This is a genomic window from Siminovitchia sp. FSL H7-0308, from assembly GCF_037980985.1.
Lineage (GTDB): Bacteria > Bacillota > Bacilli > Bacillales > Bacillaceae_C > Siminovitchia > Siminovitchia thermophila.
In genome coordinates this window covers 1,584,231-1,602,513 of sequence record NZ_CP150282.1, presented here as the reverse complement: position 1 = coordinate 1,602,513, position 18,283 = coordinate 1,584,231, and the positions used below count along the sequence as shown (strand labels likewise).

The following is an 18,283-nucleotide window of genomic DNA, read 5'->3' as shown; positions in this document are numbered from 1 at the left end:
ATCACGTTATTGTTTGCCAAACATGATACTGTGGCTTGATAGATTTTATGATATGGGGAAGGATGCACGAATTCATTTAAAATGATTTCGCCTTTTCGAAAAGGCCTTCGACTTCAATTATGCTTCAGTCAACTTTTTCCGTTTTTAATGATGCTTTCCTATTGCCAGTTACGATCTTTTGATGAAAAAAACCCCAATCGCTGTAACCCAAATATATGAAAAGAATATGATCCATAAGTAAAAAATGGAAACCGATTCATTGCCTAAAAGGGTGAGAACTGCCACAGCTATAAATATAATAGCTAGGGCAATGTGTGACGCATATGAAAAAAACCGGAAAACATTGTGAATAACCCGTTCATCTGCTTCAGGAAGGTTATTTTTTTTGCTCCTTTGCTTCACCACTTGGATCACTGTTAAAATGATCGCTGCTATGAAACCACCTGTAAACACTTCATAAGGAAATTCTCCCTGAAAATAATAAACAAGAAACGAGCTGAGAACAGCACCTGTAAATGTACAAACAATGATAAAAAATGGGGTCCACTTTTCTAACAACGCCCCCCATTTTTTCTATCTTTTACATTCATTCGTCATCCTCCTCCAAAATAAAGATTTCTTCAATGGGCATATTAAAATAGGCGATTATTTTTAACGCTAACCCTAAACTGGGATTATACTTGTTTTTTTCAATAGCATTTATTGTTTGACGTGTCACTTGTAAATCTTCCGCCATTTTCATTTGAGTGATGCCTTTTTTTTTGGCGAATTTCTCGAATATGATTTATCATCACCCTCATGATCAATCCCCCATCGGAATGTAAAGTTATCTTTACATTCGCAATAGCAAAAAACCAAGTCAGTGTAAAGATACCTTTACATTCACTTGGTCTTTTCATGGGATTGCCGTACGCTTTACCGATACTTGCAAGCTTGAAGTTGTTCTCCATTATAGAATAGGGTCAACGGGAGTCTAAAATATCTTCATTTCCGTTTTGAATGGATTCCCCTGCTGCCGCTACAAAGCAATCACTTCCTGAAACTTTGCCAATTCAACAGGGTTTTGCTGAAATTCATCTTGCTTCCATACGGAACGCAAGTAAATCTCTGAAATGGCTTCTTGCCGCTCATCTCCTTGAGCACAGGATTCGAGGGCTATGACACTTTCAAAAAGAATAGCCATCCTTTCCGCCAATGCTTTGCAATAAAATGTTTGTAAATCGCTATTAAGCTCTCTTACCTGTTCAACTTTTTTTAATAAGTCTTCTATTTGTCTTTCCATTAACGGAATCCAAGTGGCTATTGGGTGGACGATTTTCTTTTTAATGTCCGACAACTTCCTTCTCATTTCTCCCGCAAATATTTGATCAGCCTCATATTTCATGATTAAACGCAACACTTCAAGACCAAGGATGTTTGCAGTACCTTCCCAAACAGTCAACACCTGTGCGTCACGTAGCAGCCTCGGTGTTACGAAGTCTTCAATATACCCATTTCCACCGTGTATTTCAATGGCTTCATGTGCAAAGCGGATCGCCTGTTCAGCTGTTTCCTGTTTCATAATAGCCACATATAATCGGAATAATATTTTGTCTCTTTGCGAAGCCTGATCTTTTGTTTCCAGTCCCATCACGACATCCATACGCTTGATTACTTCAAAAATAGCCTGTAATTCTATCTCTTGCTTAGCAGTCATTTGACTTAGCGTACATTGGATCATAGGATATGAGGTTAAACGGTTGCCAAACGCCTCCCGCCTGTATGCATAATTTTTCGCTTCCCGCAACGCCCGGCGCATGATTCCGACAGACGCAACAGCGTTGGACACCCTCGAAAGATTCAAGGCTTCGATCATATAAGAAAACCCTTTATCTTCTTTCCCGACTAAATAGCCGATCGCTTTATTAAATTCCACCTCCCCCGAAGGGACTGCCCTTACCCCAAGCTTATCTTTTAAACGGCGGATTCTTAGCCGCCCTTGGGCTCTATTTTCTTCCCAAGGAATAAGGAACAGGCTTAATCCTTTCGTTCCGGGCGGCGCACCGTCCAATCGGCCTAACACCATCGCAATTCCGCACACACCGGCATTGCTTGCAAAATACTTTTCTCCGGTAATGAGATAAGAATCACCAGCTTTCACCGCTTTCAATTCGTTTGCGCCCACATCAGACCCACCTTGACGCTCTGTTAAAAAAGTCGCCCCTTCATACAACTCCACTTCGCCGGTTGAAATGACATGCGGTAAATAGGTTGATTTCAATGGTTCCGAAGCATAATGGTCGATCAAATATGCGGTGGCTTTTGTAAGAGTCACAGGGCAGGCCAAACCCGGTTCAGCTTGTGAAAGTAAGTATTTCAGCGCATAGGAATAGCCGTAATTTCCCTTTATTCCTAATTCCGGAATCTCTTTGTGGATATAGCCGACAACGCCGGTACGATACGTCTCTTTAACAGATTTTTTATATCCTTCATTCAGCCAAACCTTTGAAGCTTCATTTCCCATTTTGTCATAATTAATCAGTTTTGGCGCCCCATCCCGGTCGGAATGAATAGCCCGGATATCAATGCTTCCAGCACATAAAGCACCGTAATCTTCTAATTCCTTGTCTGCCCAATGAAAAAAATCAGGTGGCAGTAAACTCTTTAACAGCCTCTTTAAAATGGGATCTTCTTTGTAAAAATTTTCCATTAGCCCACCCCCATGGTGAATTATTGATTACAAGCTTTTTTCATACGTCTCCCGAAGTTGTTTCTTTAGTAACTTGCCAGTAGCGTTTCTTGGTAGCGCTTCCAACAATTCATATCGCTTTGGAATTTTATAGTCGGCTATTTTTCCTTGTAAAAATTCCGTGCACTCAGCGGCTAAATCGGCAAAAGGTTCCTTGGCAACAATGAATGCCTTAACGGTTTCGCCCCAGTCTGGATTGGGTACCCCCACGACAGCGACATCAGCCACTTTCGGATGGATGATCAGTATTTTTTCTATTTCCTGCGGATATATATTGACACCGCCAGAAATAATGATATCTTTTTTACGGTCGATCACCCAATAAAAGCCGTCATCATCCTGCTTTGCCATATCACCCGTATAGAGCCATCCATCCTTTACAACCTCTCTCGTTTTTCCCTCATCTTCGTAGTACCCCTTCATAGTTCCTGCCCCGCGAAGAATGATTTCACCAACTTCACCTCGTTGAACATCTTTCCCCTGATCATCCACCAAACGGATTTCACAATGTAACGCAGCTCTTTTGCCAATGCTTCCCGACTTTCTCTTATGATCATCAAATCCTAAAATTGTCCCATTGGGCCCCGCCTCGGTCAGACCGTATACACAAGTGAAATTCTCCGTGCCAATTTGAGCTTGGACACGGGCTATCTCTTTCTCGGACAATGGTGCTCCGCCGTATACCCAATATTGCATCGATGAAAGATCATACTTATATATTTCTGGATGCCTTGAACTGGCAAGATATGCAATAGGTGCGCCAAAAAAATGCGTTGTCTGCTCACGCTGAACGGTTTCCAGCAATAATTCCGGTGTAAACGATGGAACGAGTACATGTGTGGCACCCACACACGTCCCCGCCATAAGAAATAAATGGAGCGGGGCTGAATGGCTTAACGGCATCATGTGAAGAATTCTGCTTTCTGGCTTTAAGCACATTTCCACACTGATAGTGACAGCAACCGTCAAGATGTTGCGATAAGTAAAAAGCACTCCTTTTGGTTCCCCGGTTGTTCCAGATGTATACAGTATGGATGCTTCATCATCTTCCGACAAACCGCATTCGATATCATCAGGTGACCCTTCGGCAATCAGCGAGTCCAAAGATAGCCAGCCACCAACCGTCTCACCTGTTTTTATGCATAAAAGGCCTGTTTCCGGGAGCCCGCTTACCTGTTCAAAAAGCATATGATGTGTGATAAAAACACTCGCTTCGCAATGCCCCAATATATAATCGATTTCCCGGCGAACAAGCTTTGGATGAACGGGAACGGTAATCGCGCCAATTCGCTGGACAGCAAAATATGCATATAAAAACTCTTTCACGTTCGGCAAATGCAAGATGACTTTATCGCCCGGTTTAACCCCGATATTTCGCAAACTATGGGCGAGCTGATTCACCTGGCGGTTCCATTCCGAATATGTAATTCGTTCTTCAGGTGTTACGATCCCTTCGTGATTCGGATACTTTCCTGACATAACCGCCAGCAAATTGGGTATATTCATCTTTCGCTGCACTCCAATTCTTTTAATTTTTTTTGAAACATCACAAGCAATTGCTCCATTTCCCCACGAATTTCTTCCAGCTCTGCTATTCGTTCATTCACCTCCATGATTTTTTCCTCGCCATACTCGATCGTTCGTTTCAACTGTTTTTTTCCAGTTCGATCTATTTGGAATAATTCAAGCATTTCGCGAATTTCTTCCAGTTGAAAGCCATATTTTTTCCCGCGAAATATAAGCTGCAGGCGTATTTTCTCTCTTTTTGAAAAAATCCGCCGCCCGTTCTCCCTTCTTTTTGGTGCAAGCAAACCGATCTCTTCATAGTAACGTATCGTTCTGGTCGAAATATTAAATTGTTTGGCAAGCTCCGAAATAGAATATGTTTCCATATCCCCCACCTTTGCAAGAAATTCTAATAGTAACATTGTAGCATTGACGTTAACGTAAACATCAACCTATATTTTGTTTTTTCCGAAAAAATAAGCTCAATAGAAGAGACTAGGACACAACTAAATCAGCTGATGAAAAAACGAACCATAAAGTGAAACTTCATTCAGTAGTCGTTTTCTTCCATCTGTATCTCCTACTGAATGTTAGTTGAACCAATCGGGCATTTAGGTGCCGTTTTCTCACACTTGGACCTTTTGTATTCACTCAAGATTTTGAAGTAGTGTATATGGCACCTTACATGCCGGATCAAGTGAAACTTCATTCAGTAGGGCTCCTACTGAATGTTAGTTGAACCAATCGAGCATTTAGGTGCCGTTTTCTCACACTTAGACCTTTTGTATTCACTCAAGATTTTGAAGTAGTGTATATGGCACCTTACATGCCGGATCAATGGTCCCTGTGTATAATGCGCAAGCTTTTAGCGTCGTCAAAATAGGTAGACTCCTACGGGAATAGCTCGAGATGAAGATCCCGCAGGAAAAGCGACCTTTGCTTTCCAAGGATGTTGAAGAGACCTGCGGAAAGCGAAATATGTTGACGTAGCGATGATAGGGATTTTTTTACACTATAAGAGAGTATAAAATGTTTATGGATTATAGTATAAGAAAAACGATGGCTTTCGCTAAAAGATTGGCGACAAGCCAAGTTTTTCTCAACACAAATAAACCGAACAATTATAAATGAATTGTTCGGCTTTTGCTATTTCGTATTTGCTTATGTCCCAAACTCGAAAAATCTTTAATATACTGAAGTATTTTCTTTCGACATATTTTCCAAAATTTCCTTAACACGCTTTAAAAAACGGCCGCAAACGAGCCCGTCAAGAATCCGGTGATCCAGTGACAAACACATATTGACCATGTCACGGATAGCAATGGCATTGTTGCTTATGACAATCGGCCGCTTTACAATCGATTCAATCTGCAAGATCGCTGCCTGCGGATAATTAATGATCCCCATAGACTGGACAGAGCCGAATGACCCTGTATTATTCACTGTAAAAGTGCCGCCTTCCACATCTTCTTTTTGTAAGGCGCCGGTTCTCGCTTTGACAGCCAGCTCATGAATCTCTTTGGCAATTCCTTTAATTGATTGTTCGTCTGCATGTTTTATGACCGGGACAAATAACGAATCTTCACTTGCGACAGCAATGGAAAGATTGATGTCTTTTTTCTGGACGATTTTGTCTCCGGCCCACATGGAATTCATCATTGGAAACTCTTTTAACGCTTGGGCAACAGCTTTGACAAAAAACGCAAAATAAGTAAGGTTGAATCCTTCCTGGCGTTTAAAATCTTCTTTTATAGCGTCCCTGTACTTGACAAGATCTGTTACATCCGCCTCGATCATCATCCAGGCATGCGGAATTTCTTGCTTGCTGCGCACCATATTTGCGGCAATCGCCTTTCTAATGCCGGTAACAGGAATGTCAACATCCCCAGTGGAATGCGGTATTGCGGTTTTTTGCAAGAAAGGCTCTTTTGTCGCTTCTCCGCTTTTTGGAATGTTGCCGGAATCGATCAATCTTTGCAAGTCCTTGCGGGTAATCCTGCCGTCTCTACCGCTTCCTGTCACTTGGGACAAATCAATGTTATATTCCTGGGACATCCGGACAACTGCAGGAGAATAACGCGCTTTGGCTCTTTGCTTTTTCGGTTTCTTTTCGTCCGCAGTGTTTTGAGGAGAGGAAGTGTCTTGCTTGGCAACAGAAGGGGCACTTTCGGCCTCTGGCTTGTTTTTAGCGCCTCCACCTTCTGTTTCAATTGTGCATATAACTTCCCCGACAGCAAGTGTTTCATCTTCCTCGGCAATCAGTTCTTTAATCGTTCCTGTAAACGAAGAAGGGATTTCGGCATTCACTTTATCTGTCAACACTTCAGCAATCGGATCATATTTATTGACGTGATCCCCCGGTTTGACGAGCCATTTGCTGATTGTTCCTTCAGTGACGCTTTCACCCAACTGCGGCATTGTAATATTTTTCAAAGCCAAAATGAACCAGCTCCCTTTATGCTTGATTTTCGAGTCAAGCCCCAACCAATTTCCGCATCGGCATCATTACCGTCCGGATTTTGAATTTGTTTGACAATAAGCCCGGTGAAAAATGTGCAACATCCGCCGGAAGCTTAATAGTATTTCTCTGCTAAGTAGCGGCCCTCCCCCATTAAAAATGGTAGGGGCTACTATATTGAATACTTAAAAATCTGCAAGCTCCCGCATCGCTTTTTCGACTTTGTCAGGGTTGACCATAAAATACTTTTCCATTGTCGGCGCGTAAGGCATAGCTGGAACATCCGGGCCAGCAAGCCTCTTTATTGGAGCATCCAGATCAAAAAGACAATGCTCGGAGATAATCGCTGCCACTTCGCTCATGATGCTGCCTTCTTTATTATCTTCCGTTACAAGCAGAACTTTTCCCGTTTTGGATGCAGCATCAATAATGGCTTGCTTATCTAGCGGATAAACTGTTCGCAAATCCAAAATATGAGTTTCAATACCGTCTTGCGCCAAACGTTCGGCAGCCTGAAGCGCAAAATGGACACATAATCCGTATGTGATGACCGTAATGTCATCTCCTTCACGTTTCACATCTGCTTTTCCGATAGGCACGATGTACTCCTCTTCCGGCACATGCCCTTTAATGAGCCTGTATGCCCGTTTATGTTCAAAAAACAGCACCGGATCCTCGTCGCGGATGGCTGCCTTCAACAAGCCTTTCACATCATATGGGGTTGAAGGCATGACGATCTTCAAACCAGGCTGATTCGCAAAAATGGCTTCCACCGATTGGGAATGATAAAGCGCGCCGTGCACTCCCCCTCCGTATGGAGCGCGAATGACAATCGGACAGTTCCAATCATTGTTCGATCTGTACCTGATACGGGCGGCTTCGGATATAATTTGATTGATGGCAGGCATAATAAAATCAGCGAACTGCATCTCGGCAACCGGCCTGTATCCGTACATGGCAGCACCGATTCCGACGCCGGCAATCGCTGATTCGGCAAGGGGCGTATCAATGACCCGTTCTTCTCCGAACTGCTCATACAACCCTTGGGTTGCTTTAAACACCCCGCCCTTTCTCCCGACATCTTCACCAAGCACGAATACTTTATCGTCCCGCTCCATCTCTTCTTTCAGCGCCATCGTTACTGCTTCAATATAAGAGATAACCGTCATAAAAGTTCCCCCTGCTCCCCTTCGTAATACACATACTTCAAGGCGTGTTCCGGGGCTGCATACGGAGCTTCTTCCGCATAATCCGTCGCCTCGTTCACCTGTTTCATGACCCGATCGTTGATTTCTTTTTCCATTTCATCTGTCATGACGCCACTTTCTTTTAAGTAAGCTCCAAACAAAATAATCGGGTCTTGGCTTTTCGCCTTTGCGACCTCGTCTGGAGACCGATAAAAGCGATCATCATCATCTGATGAATGTGCAGTAAGCCTGTTGCACATCGTTTCAATCAATGTCGGGCCTTCTCCTCTCATGCACCGTTCTCTCGCTTCCTTGATAACCTTGTACACTTCAAGAGGGTCATTGCCATCGACTGTGATTCCCGGCATGCCGTATCCAACTGCGCGATCCGATACTTTTTCACAAGCGAGCTGTTTTTCAACCGGAACTGAAATGGCATATTTGTTGTTTTCACACATGAAAATAACAGGGAGTTTATGAACCCCTGCGAAATTGGCTCCTTCATGGAAATCACCTTGGTTTGATGAGCCTTCTCCAAACGTAACAAAAGCAACAAGATCTTTTTTATCCATACGCGCAGCAAGCGCCACGCCAACAGCGTGGGGAACTTGTGTTGTAACAGGCGACGATCCTGTCACGATCCTGTTTTTCTTTTGCCCAAAATGTCCGGGCATTTGCCGTCCTCCGGAATTGGGATCTTCCGCTTTGGCAAAAGCGGAAAGGAGTACTTCCTTTGGTGTCATGCCAAATGATAATACGGCGGCAAGATCCCGATAGTAAGGAAGTATGTAATCTTGCTGACGATCAAGCGCGAAAGCCGCCCCCACTTGAGCCGCTTCCTGGCCTTGGCATGAAATGACGAACGGAATCTTTCCGGAACGATTCAAGAGCCACATCCGCTCATCAATCCGCCGGGCGAGCACCATTACCTCATACATGTTCAATACTTCCTGATCACTTAATCCGAGTTCTTTATGACGATTTTTTGCCATTTATTTTCCCCCCCGTGTAATTTATGAATGGATAGCCTGTCCGTCAACAGCAAGGGCGGCTTCTCCGATCGCTTCGCTTAATGACGGGTGTGGATGGATGGAGTTTGCGACCTCCCATGGCGTTGCATCCAGGATTCGCGCAAGCCCGGCTTCCGATATCATATCCGTTGCATGAGGGCCAATGATATGTATTCCCAAAATATCATTCGTCTTTACGTCGGCGATTATTTTTACAAATCCGTCCGTGTCGCCATACACAAGTGCCTTTCCAATTGCTTTAAATGAAACATTTCCTGTTTTGACTTGATGTCCCAGCTCCTTGGCCTCTTCTTCCGTTAAGCCGACACTTGCTATTTCCGGATTGCTGTAAACACATCTCGGCACGTCTTTATATTGAATAGGTGATGGGTCTTGGCGCGTAATATGCTCGACAGCCTTTATTCCCTCATAAGAAGCCACATGAGCAAGCTGGAGCCCCCCAATCACATCTCCAATCGCATAAATATGCGATTCCTTCGTTTGGTAGTTTTTATTCACTTTAATAAATCCGTTGTCAAGCTCGATATCTGTATTTTGCAGACCGAGATTTTCCGTATTTGGCCGGCGTCCTACGGAAACGAGTATTTTTTCGGCCGCAAAAGTCTGCTCCTCTCCCTTGACAATGGCAGAAATGGCGATCGAACCATTCATTTTTTGTATTGTTTCAGGAAGGACCTTGGCATTGGCAACTACCTTGACCTTCTTTTTCTTTAAAATTCTTTGCATTTCTTTGGAAATATCACGATCCTCATTAGGCAAAATGCGGTCTGCATATTCCATAATGGTTACTCCCAACCCAAAATCCGATAGCATGGAAGCCCATTCGATGCCGAGCACTCCTCCGCCAATAATTAAAACAGACTTTGGAAGCTGCTTTAATTCCAGTGCTTCATCAGACGTTAAAACAGATGTACCGTCAATGTCCAGCCCCGGCAAAGATTTTGGTCGCGACCCGGAGGCAATGATGACATTTTTCGGAATAAGCATTTCATTTTCTTCACCACTGTCCATTTCCACTGAAACAGTGCCCGGCAGTGGAGAAAAAATGGAAGGGCCCAAAATTCTGCCGATACCATGATAAACATCAATTTTTCCCTTTTTCATTAAATGCTGCACACCTTTGTACAGCGTGGCGATAATACCATTTTTTCTTTCTTGCGCTTTTGCAAAATTCAAATGGACACTTTCAGCAGTTACGCCAAAGTCCTCACTTCGTTTAGCTGTTGCATATACTTCTGCGGTGCGAAGCAGCGCTTTACTCGGAATGCAACCTTTATGCAAACATGTGCCGCCGATCCGGTCTTTTTCCACAAGTGCCGTTTTGAGACCCAACTGTGAAGCGCGGATGGCAGCAACATATCCCCCTGTACCCCCGCCGATAATAACGAGGTCATACTCTTTTGCCATTTCTTACCTCCTCATACCCCATTTTCAGACATGACACTCATAACTTTTCCTAAAAAAACTTGTCTAAATCCGGTGATGGAGAATGTGCTTATCATTTAATAAAAACTGACTTCTGGAAATTTTTAGCTTTTCTATTCTTTCTTCTGCCATGCGATCAGCCGCCATATATGTAGGGATGTTATCCCGTTTTGAGATCATGATCACTTTCTCAACATTGTTGTATATCGTTTCCACCTTCTTTAACGCCCGCTCTTTATTATATCCGTAAAGTTCATCCGCCACATTAATTACCCCACCGGCGTTAATGACATAATCAGGGGCGTAAACGATCCCCTTTTCATGTATGATGTCGCCGTGCCTATTTTCTTTTAACTGATTGTTTGCGGAACCAGCAATGACTTTTACCTTTAATTGCGGGATTGTATCATCATTAATCACGGCTCCAAGGGCACAAGGAGAAAAAATGTCTGCCTCTACTCCATAGATATCACTCGGATCAGCAGTATTTGCGTCAAAAGCTTCTACTGCGCGATTTACAGCCTCCTTATTAATATCCGTCACAACAAGACGGGCACCTTCTTCGTGCAAGTAACGGCATAGCTCAAAGGCAACATTGCCGACACCTTGGACAGCCACTGTTCGGCCCTCTAACGAATCTGTTCCAAATGCCTCTTTGGCAGCTGCTTTCATTCCGACATAGCAGCCATAGGCGGTGACCGGGGACGGATTTCCGGACGAACCGAATGCCGGAGAAATTCCGGTAACAAAATTCGTTTCTTCATGGATGAGATCCATATCTTGGACAGATGTTCCAACGTCTTCTGCCGTGATATAGCGCCCGTTTAATCCTTGTATGTATCGCCCAAAAGCCCTGAACATCTCTTCATTTTTGTCTTTTTTCGGATCACCCATGATCACAGCTTTTCCGCCACCCAGGCTTAAGCCGGCTGCTGCATTTTTATAAGTCATTCCCCTTGCGAGCCGCAATGCATCCTGAATGGCCGCTTCTTCACTATCGTATGTCCACATTCTTGTGCCGCCAAGGGCGGGACCCAAAGTAGTGTCATGAATAGCTATAATGGCCTTTAACCCAGACTGCTCATCATGGCAAAATACCAATTGTTCATAGTCATGCTCTGCCAGGTTTTGAAATATGTTCACCGGACAACCCCCCACTTTCTTATTTATGAAGTTGCTTATTGAAGCCGTCTGCCGACTGTACTGGAAATATGAATGAGACTTATCATCATTGATTGTAACGAAAAGCTCGGTGCTTGACAAATGTTACCGATAGGATATGATTTTTTTGAAGTATTTTTTCAAGGAGATGTATATGGCACGAATTATTGCACTTATTATATTATTGCTCCCAGGGATTTTGGCTGGCTATGGCATCAAATTGATGAGGGATATGCTGTTCGGAATTTTACAGTCTCCTTTTCCGAGTTTGGGGATTCAATTTCTTGCCGGGCTTGTTTTTTTTATTGTCGGCTTAGGTTTTATAGGAGGTTTTATTTTACATCGGGACCGAAAAAGAAATAAGGTACAGGAACGCTTCAAAAAAAGATAACCTATACAGCTGGCAACTTTACCTAATAAAAGATCTGCAGTATATGCAGACCTTTTATGGGTATTGATTCCTGATTCGATATGCCTTTTTCGGATAATCTGTTATAATGGCCGAACAATTGATGGCAAATAGCTTTCTCATATCTTTTTCTTTATTGACCGTGTAAGGCCGAACCGCAATCCCGCAATCCATGGCTGCCTCTATGTCTTCAGGGGAAATGCATTTGAAATTTGGATGAATGCCGCTTGCCTGGAGCGTCCGGGCATAATCCCACGGTCGAAAAAGAACTTCTTTATACAGCGGAGCCGTTTGGATATCAGGCGCCAATTGGATACAATGAACGAGTGAATTGTGGTTAAAGGAAGAAATGATGACCCGCCCTTCCAAGCAAAATTCCCTGATAAGACTAATCACCTTTTCTTCCAAACCTTTATAAGCCTTTACGTTATTTTTCAACTCCACATTGCATATAAGGCCATTCCCTTCCAGCCATTCAAACACTTCCCGCAAAGAAGGAATGCGTGCGGCTTTTTTAAAAAAATGGGTAGAATGAAAATTCGCTTTTAATTTCCGGAGCTGTTCAAAAGTAAAATCTTTTACATAGCCACTGCCATTTGTCGTTCTGTCGACAGTTAGATCATGTATGACGACAATTTCTCCATCCGCCGCCAGTTGGACATCCAATTCAATCCCGTCTGCTCCCGCCTTTTCCGCGGCAATAAAAGCTTCCATCGTATTTTCCGGGTGAGTGCCCGCAGATCCTCGATGTGCTAGTATGTATGTCATCTGCTTACCACCTCAAAGGGTCTACACCCTAATGATTTTTTAAAATGTTATAAAGAAGAAATAATTATGACGCCTTATGTTCAAGCCTTAGCTTGTCGGCAACCATCGCGATAAATTCACTATTGGTAGGCTTGGCTTTGGACATGCTGATCGTATAGCCAAACAGGGATGAAATGGCATCAATATTCCCGCGGCTCCATGCCACTTCAATTGCATGGCGAATCGCTCTTTCAACACGGCTTGCTGTCGTATTGTATTTTTTGGCGATATCTGGATAAAGCACTTTTGTAATGGCCCCAAGCAATTCAATATCATGATATACCATTGATATTGCTTCCCTTAAATACAAATAGCCTTTGATATGGGCGGGAACACCGATTTCATGAATAACGGATGTAATGCTTGCTTCAAGGTTTTTCGCTTTATCCTCGCCTTGCTTCTTTGTGTGGGTGGTGGCGGATTTTACGGCTCGTGTGCCTTTCCCGCTCACATTGCGTATATGGTTCACCAGATATTCCATATCAAACGGTTTTAAAATGAAGTAAGATGCACCGAGTTCCACTGCTTTTGTTGTTACATCTTCCTGCCCAAATGCCGTCAACATAATAACATTCGGAAACGGAATTGTTTCAGACTCCCTAATTCTTTCCAATACGCCAAGACCATCCAAATGAGGCATAATAATATCCAAAATCAACACATCGACATCAACTTTCTCCAGCAAGTTCAGGCATTCTTGCCCATTATGCGCAGTTCCGACAATCTCGATGTCACTTTGGGTGGACATGTACTCCACAAGCAAAGAAATTAATTCGCGGTTATCATCTACAAGTGCGACTTTTATTTTCTTCAATTTTAGTTCCTCCCTAAGTCTCAAACGGATTTATTTATAAATTTATTCTAACAGACAATTACGCCAAGAAAAGGTAAAATCCTTTTTATATTTCAAAAATAAGAGAAAAAGACAAAGAAAGCTGATATTTGCTATTTTCTTCCACCTATTTCGTCATAAACCAACATTATTTGCATAAAAAACAGGGCTGTCCAGAAAGTCAGTGAAAACTGATTTTCTGTGATAGCCCTTTTACATACAAAAAAAATGGGGGCTATGCATATGCCCCCTTAACCAGCTTTTTCCATTTTTTCTTGACCTTCTTCATAAATGTTAATGCCCGCTTCATGCAGCATCCATTCAATATGGACACCATAGCCGGAAGTCGGATCATTTACAAATACATGAGTTACTGCGCCGATCAGCTTGTTGTTTTGGATGATCGGACTCCCGCTCATCCCCTGAACGATTCCACCTGTTTTATTCAGCAGATCTTTATCTGTTACTTTAATGACCATTCCCTTTGTTGCCGGGAATTTTTGTGGAATCGTACTGACAATTTCAATGTCGTACGCTTTTACTTCATTCCCGTCTGTAACAGTTAAAATCTTGGCCGGTCCTTCCTGTACTTGATGGGCCAGCCCAATGGAGAGCGGCGTGTCCATGACGCCGTTTTTAATGTCTTTTTTTAGCGTTCCAAATATGCCGAACGGACTGTTTAAGGTGATGTTTCCAATGATTTCTTTATTGCCGGAAAAACGAGCCAGTTTTTCTCCGGGATCTCCATGTTTTCCTTTTTCAATGGAAGTTACCGTTGATTCAACAATTTGACCGTCTTCTACAATAATGGGCTTTTTCGTGTCCATATCCGATATAACATGGCCGAGGGCACCGTATTTTTTCGAATTTGGATCATAAAAAGTCATTGTTCCAATGCCTGCAGCGGAGTCTCTGATATACAAACCCAATTTAAAGACCTGTTCCTTTTCGTCTTTTATCGGGACAAGTTTTGTCTCAAATTGTTCCTGTTCTCGGCGAATCGTCATATTAAGCGGCTTTCCATTCTCGCCGGCATTTTCCACATAACGGGCCACTTCGTTCATGCTTTTAATTTTGTTTCCGTCAATCGCAGTGATCATATCGCCTACCTTGATGCCGGCCTCTTCCCCAGGAGAAAATTTCCCGTCATTGTTGGTGACAAGGTGATGTCCGACAACGAGGACACCCAGCGTATTCATTTTGACGCCAATGGACTGCCCGCCCGGGAGTACTTTGAACTGTTTCAATACATTCACGTTTACCTTTTTCATGGGCAAACCCGCAAGCTGAAGGATCATTTCATCTTTTCCGCTGTTTTCCCCTTTTAGGGATACAGCCTCATCTTGATCCTCAAGCGTAAACGTGTCTACCGCATCAGCTGAAGCTGCAACAGCACCCGACTTTGGAAATGCCTGCTTATCCCCTTCGAACATCGTGATACTTAGAGGTATGTGAACATATTGTTGAAACGGCTTGGAAAAGCCAATCATGATTAGAGATACAAGGAGAATTACACCTGTTATTTTTCTTAAGCGCTCTTTCATCAGTTTCTTTTTCACTCTCCTCGCCTTCTAGTCCACAGTTATAATGTGACCTCCAGAACGTGCATTTATAACTGGGGGCGAGAAAAAAAGATGTCCAATGAAGGATAGCTTTTCATTTTTTTTAAGGCTTTTTAATGGTATAGGCAGATTGAAGCAATTCTTTGGCATGCCTTTTTGTAATGTCAGTTATCTCGGTTCCAGAAATCATGCGGCCAATTTCTTTTATTTTTTCTTTTTCAGTCAAGTTTTTAATCGTTGTTCGTGTTCTTTTATGAATGATCTCTTTGGCAATAAGCATATGATGATCCGCCATTGCAGCAACTTGCGGTAAATGGGAAATACAAAGGACTTGGGAATTAACGGATATTTTGTACATTTTCTCTGCCATTGCTTGCGCGACCCGGCCACTTACACCCGTATCCACTTCATCGAATATGACGGAAGTGACTCTTGTCGAAAATATCGTCTTGAGCGCCAGCATAATGCGCGACAGTTCTCCACCGGAAGCGACTTTGGACAAAGGCTTTAACGGCTCTCCGGGGTTGGTTGAAATGTAAAATTGAATGTTGTCCAACCCGTTTCCACTTGGGAGCTGTTCGTTAAAAGTAACCTCAAAAACGGTCTTGTCCATGTACAGTTCTTTTAATTCTCGATGAATGGCATTTGTTAATTTGTTTGCCCATTTTTTCCGGATTTTAGTCAAATGATTGCCTATATCCATCAGTTGTTTTTTCAACTTGTCCAGCTGCTTTTGTAACTCTTCGAGGCGGCTTTCCTTATTGAGAATCGATTCGGTTTCTTCCTTAATCTTCTCATAATAATCCAAAATTTGTTCTACTGTATAACCGTATTTCCTTTTTAACTGGTTGATTTCATTCAAGCGCGACTCAATTTCATTTAATCGCATTGGATCGTATTCAAGCATATCAAGCTCAGTTCTAATGGTTAAAACAGCATCTTCCAACATATAATAACTGTTCGACACTGACTCTTTGATGGATTGGTATTTGCTGTCAACTTCAGCCGCTGTTTCCAGCATGCTCATAGCACGGCCTATAGAGTCAAGGCCGCGTTGATCTCCCTGAAGCTGTTCGTATCCGTCTTTTAAAGAGCCAAACAATTTTTCGAAATTAACGAGCCGCTTTCTTTCTTCTTCAAGCAGGTCATCTTCATTCATTTTAAGGTTTGCCTTTTCAATTTCCCGCATTTGAAATTGCAGTAAATCGAGACGATGGGCCATTTGCTGCTCCGTTTTGCTTAGCTCTTTGATTTTATTTTGTACTTCCAAGTATTTTTCATAAACATTTGTGTAACGCTCCCGGGCAGGAACGATTTCTTTTTTTCCATATTGATCCAAAAGCAATACATGTAAGGCATCATTCATTAATTCCTGATGCTCATGCTGTCCATGGATATCGATGAGCGAGCTGCCGATCTCACGCATTGTAGCGATCGTGACGAGCTTTCCATTCACCCGGCAAACGCTTTTACCGGTGTTTGAAATCTCCCGGCGCAAAACGACCATTCCTTCTTCTACATCAATTCCATATTCAGACGCTTTTTTAATACAGGAATGTTCATCATGTATAAAAAACAAGCCTTCTATTTCCGCTTTTTTTTCACCATGCCGCACAAACTCAGCTGATCCCCGCCCGCCAACCAATAAATGGACCGCATCAATAATAATCGATTTTCCTGCCCCCGTTTCTCCGGTTAAGACAGTTAACCCTTCCGAAAAAGAAATCGATATTTTATCAATGATGGCAAAGTTTCTAATCGACAATTCCTGTAACAAAGAATTCCTCCCCTTAAAGCATGTTGATAAACTTTTCATTGATTGTCTCGGCATATTCGGGTGTCCTGCAAATAATCAAACATGTGTCATCTCCGCAAATCGTCCCCATTATTTCTTCCCAATCAAGGTTATCGATCAGTGCGCCGACGGCCTGGGCATTACCCGGAAGTGTTTTTAATACTATAAAGTTTTCTGTATAATCTATTCCGATAAAAGACTCCGTCAAAGACCGTTTTAATTTTTGCAACGGATTAAACCGCTGATCGGCTGGAAGACTGTATTTATACCGGCCGTCCGGAAGGGGAACTTTCACCAGATGCAATTCTTTTATATCCCTTGATACGGTTGCCTGCGTGACATTAAAGCCTTGATTTTTCAAGTAATCGACAAGCTCGTCCTGCGTTTCAATTTCCTTTTTTCCGATCACTTCCCGGATTTTTAAATGGCGCCGTGCCTTGCTCATATTTTCCACCTCTTACCTTTACATGAAATCGCATTTTTATGCTATCCATCATTATTTAGTATTATAATTTTTCATTGAAAAAAGGGCAATCTATAACAGATTGCCCAATCATTGTGGCTTGTTCAATTGACTATGCGCCTGTTGTACAATATCCGCCGCTTCCTCGCTGGTATCGTCACTGCCTGTCTCCTTTTCACCTTCATATCGTAAATGAATGAGAAACTCAATGTTTCCTTCACCGCCGGTAATAGGAGAAAAAGCAAGGTTTTTGACATCGTAGCCTTCGGATATGGCAAACTCTTTTATTTTTATAATGACCTCTTCATGGATTTTCGCGTCTCGTATAATGCCTTTTTTACCAACCTGGTCTTTGCCTGCTTCAAACTGAGGCTTGATCAATGCGATGACATCGCTTTTGGGGACAAGTATGTTTTTTAAAACAGGCAAGATTAAGGTTAATGATATAAAAGAGACATCTATCACTGCCATATCAGGCTTGATGGAAAATGCATCAGGCGTTACATAGCGAAAATTTGTCCTTTCCATTACAACAACACGTTCATCCTGTCTTAACTTCCACGCCAACTGATTATAACCCACATCCAAGGCATAAGACAGTCTTGCCCCGTGTTGAAGCGCACAATCCGTAAAGCCGCCCGTCGAAGCGCCAATATCCAGCAAAACTTTATCTTTCAAATTCAATTGAAACTGCTGTATAGCTTTTTCCAACTTTAAGCCGCCTCGGCTCACATAAGGAATGACATTCCCCTTAACAGTGAGGGGAATGTCAATCTCGACCTTTTCACCGGGTTTGTCCAGCCTCGTTTCGTTTGTAAATACAATTCCCGCCATAATCGCTCTTTTCGCTTTTTCCCTTGTTTCAATCAAGCCTCTTTCTACCAAGAGCAAATCAAGCCTTGTCTTCTTCACTTTCATG

The 18,283-nt window shown here is 42.7% G+C and carries 17 protein-coding genes; 1 reads left to right on the top strand and 16 read right to left on the bottom strand.

Annotated features, from left to right (window positions below; translation table 11 throughout):
* Positions 1-168 precede the first annotated feature (168 nt).
* The 10 genes from MHB50_RS07550 to MHB50_RS07505 all read right to left on the bottom strand — a co-directional run bounded on the left by MHB50_RS07550 (position 169) and on the right by MHB50_RS07505 (position 11,478).
* Positions 169-558, bottom strand: coding sequence for a hypothetical protein (locus MHB50_RS07550; RefSeq protein WP_077111316.1), 390 nt, complete (start codon positions 556-558; stop codon positions 169-171).
* A 28-nt stretch (positions 559-586) separates the two neighbouring features.
* Positions 587-742, bottom strand: coding sequence for a helix-turn-helix transcriptional regulator (locus MHB50_RS07545; RefSeq protein ID WP_340085096.1), 156 nt, complete (start codon positions 740-742; stop codon positions 587-589).
* A gap of 276 nt (positions 743-1,018) precedes the next feature.
* Complete coding sequence (locus MHB50_RS07540; protein WP_340085095.1) at positions 1,019-2,689, bottom strand: acyl-CoA dehydrogenase family protein; 1,671 nt, start codon at positions 2,687-2,689, stop codon at positions 1,019-1,021.
* A gap of 27 nt (positions 2,690-2,716) precedes the next feature.
* Complete coding sequence (locus MHB50_RS07535; protein WP_340085094.1) at positions 2,717-4,234, bottom strand: long-chain-fatty-acid--CoA ligase; 1,518 nt, start codon at positions 4,232-4,234, stop codon at positions 2,717-2,719.
* A complete protein-coding gene (locus tag MHB50_RS07530; RefSeq protein ID WP_340085093.1) occupies positions 4,231-4,620 on the bottom strand; it encodes a MerR family transcriptional regulator in 390 nt (129 codons plus the stop codon). The genes MHB50_RS07535 and MHB50_RS07530 overlap by 4 nt, the downstream gene beginning before the upstream one ends.
* A 799-nt stretch (positions 4,621-5,419) precedes the next feature.
* Positions 5,420-6,673 (bottom strand): dihydrolipoamide acetyltransferase family protein, encoded by a 1,254-nt coding sequence (locus MHB50_RS07525; protein WP_077111322.1) that lies wholly within the window; start codon positions 6,671-6,673, stop codon positions 5,420-5,422.
* Positions 6,674-6,877: 204 nt separating this feature from the next.
* Positions 6,878-7,861 carry an alpha-ketoacid dehydrogenase subunit beta gene (locus MHB50_RS07520; RefSeq protein ID WP_077111324.1) on the bottom strand — a complete coding sequence of 328 codons (984 nt, stop codon included), beginning with the start codon at positions 7,859-7,861 and terminating at the stop codon, positions 6,878-6,880.
* A complete protein-coding gene (locus MHB50_RS07515; protein WP_077111326.1) occupies positions 7,858-8,871 on the bottom strand; it encodes a thiamine pyrophosphate-dependent dehydrogenase E1 component subunit alpha in 1,014 nt (337 codons plus the stop codon). The genes MHB50_RS07520 and MHB50_RS07515 overlap by 4 nt, the downstream gene beginning before the upstream one ends.
* 21 nt (positions 8,872-8,892) lie before the next feature.
* On the bottom strand, positions 8,893-10,317 hold the full coding sequence (gene lpdA, locus MHB50_RS07510) for a dihydrolipoyl dehydrogenase (protein WP_077111328.1): 1,425 nt from the start codon (positions 10,315-10,317) through the stop codon (positions 8,893-8,895).
* Positions 10,318-10,380: 63 nt separating this feature from the next.
* Complete coding sequence (locus MHB50_RS07505; protein WP_340085092.1) at positions 10,381-11,478, bottom strand: Glu/Leu/Phe/Val dehydrogenase; 1,098 nt, start codon at positions 11,476-11,478, stop codon at positions 10,381-10,383.
* Positions 11,479-11,650: 172 nt separating this feature from the next.
* On the opposite strand from MHB50_RS07505, the gene MHB50_RS07500 reads away from it, so the two are divergent.
* Positions 11,651-11,887 (top strand): DUF2627 domain-containing protein, encoded by a 237-nt coding sequence (locus MHB50_RS07500; protein WP_077111330.1) that lies wholly within the window; start codon positions 11,651-11,653, stop codon positions 11,885-11,887.
* Between the two features lie 54 nt (positions 11,888-11,941).
* On the opposite strand, the gene MHB50_RS07495 is transcribed toward MHB50_RS07500, so the two are convergent.
* The 6 genes from MHB50_RS07495 to MHB50_RS07470 all read right to left on the bottom strand — a co-directional run bounded on the left by MHB50_RS07495 (position 11,942) and on the right by MHB50_RS07470 (position 18,282).
* Positions 11,942-12,673: a glycerophosphodiester phosphodiesterase gene (locus MHB50_RS07495; RefSeq protein ID WP_077111331.1), complete on the bottom strand. Its 732-nt coding sequence runs from the start codon at positions 12,671-12,673 to the stop codon at positions 11,942-11,944.
* Between the two features lie 64 nt (positions 12,674-12,737).
* On the bottom strand, positions 12,738-13,526 hold the full coding sequence (spo0A, locus tag MHB50_RS07490; RefSeq protein WP_077111333.1) for a sporulation transcription factor Spo0A: 789 nt from the start codon (positions 13,524-13,526) through the stop codon (positions 12,738-12,740).
* 269 nt (positions 13,527-13,795) lie between these two features.
* Positions 13,796-15,088, bottom strand: a complete 1,293-nt coding sequence (gene spoIVB, locus MHB50_RS07485; RefSeq protein WP_077111394.1) for a SpoIVB peptidase — start codon at positions 15,086-15,088, stop codon at positions 13,796-13,798.
* 121 nt (positions 15,089-15,209) lie between these two features.
* Positions 15,210-16,883, bottom strand: a complete 1,674-nt coding sequence (recN, locus tag MHB50_RS07480; RefSeq protein WP_077111334.1) for a DNA repair protein RecN — start codon at positions 16,881-16,883, stop codon at positions 15,210-15,212.
* A 13-nt stretch (positions 16,884-16,896) separates the two neighbouring features.
* On the bottom strand, positions 16,897-17,346 hold the full coding sequence (gene argR, locus MHB50_RS07475) for a transcriptional regulator ArgR (protein ID WP_077111335.1): 450 nt from the start codon (positions 17,344-17,346) through the stop codon (positions 16,897-16,899).
* Between the two features lie 108 nt (positions 17,347-17,454).
* Positions 17,455-18,282, bottom strand: coding sequence for a TlyA family RNA methyltransferase (locus MHB50_RS07470; protein ID WP_340085091.1), 828 nt, complete (start codon positions 18,280-18,282; stop codon positions 17,455-17,457).
* Position 18,283: the final 1 nt, after the last annotated feature.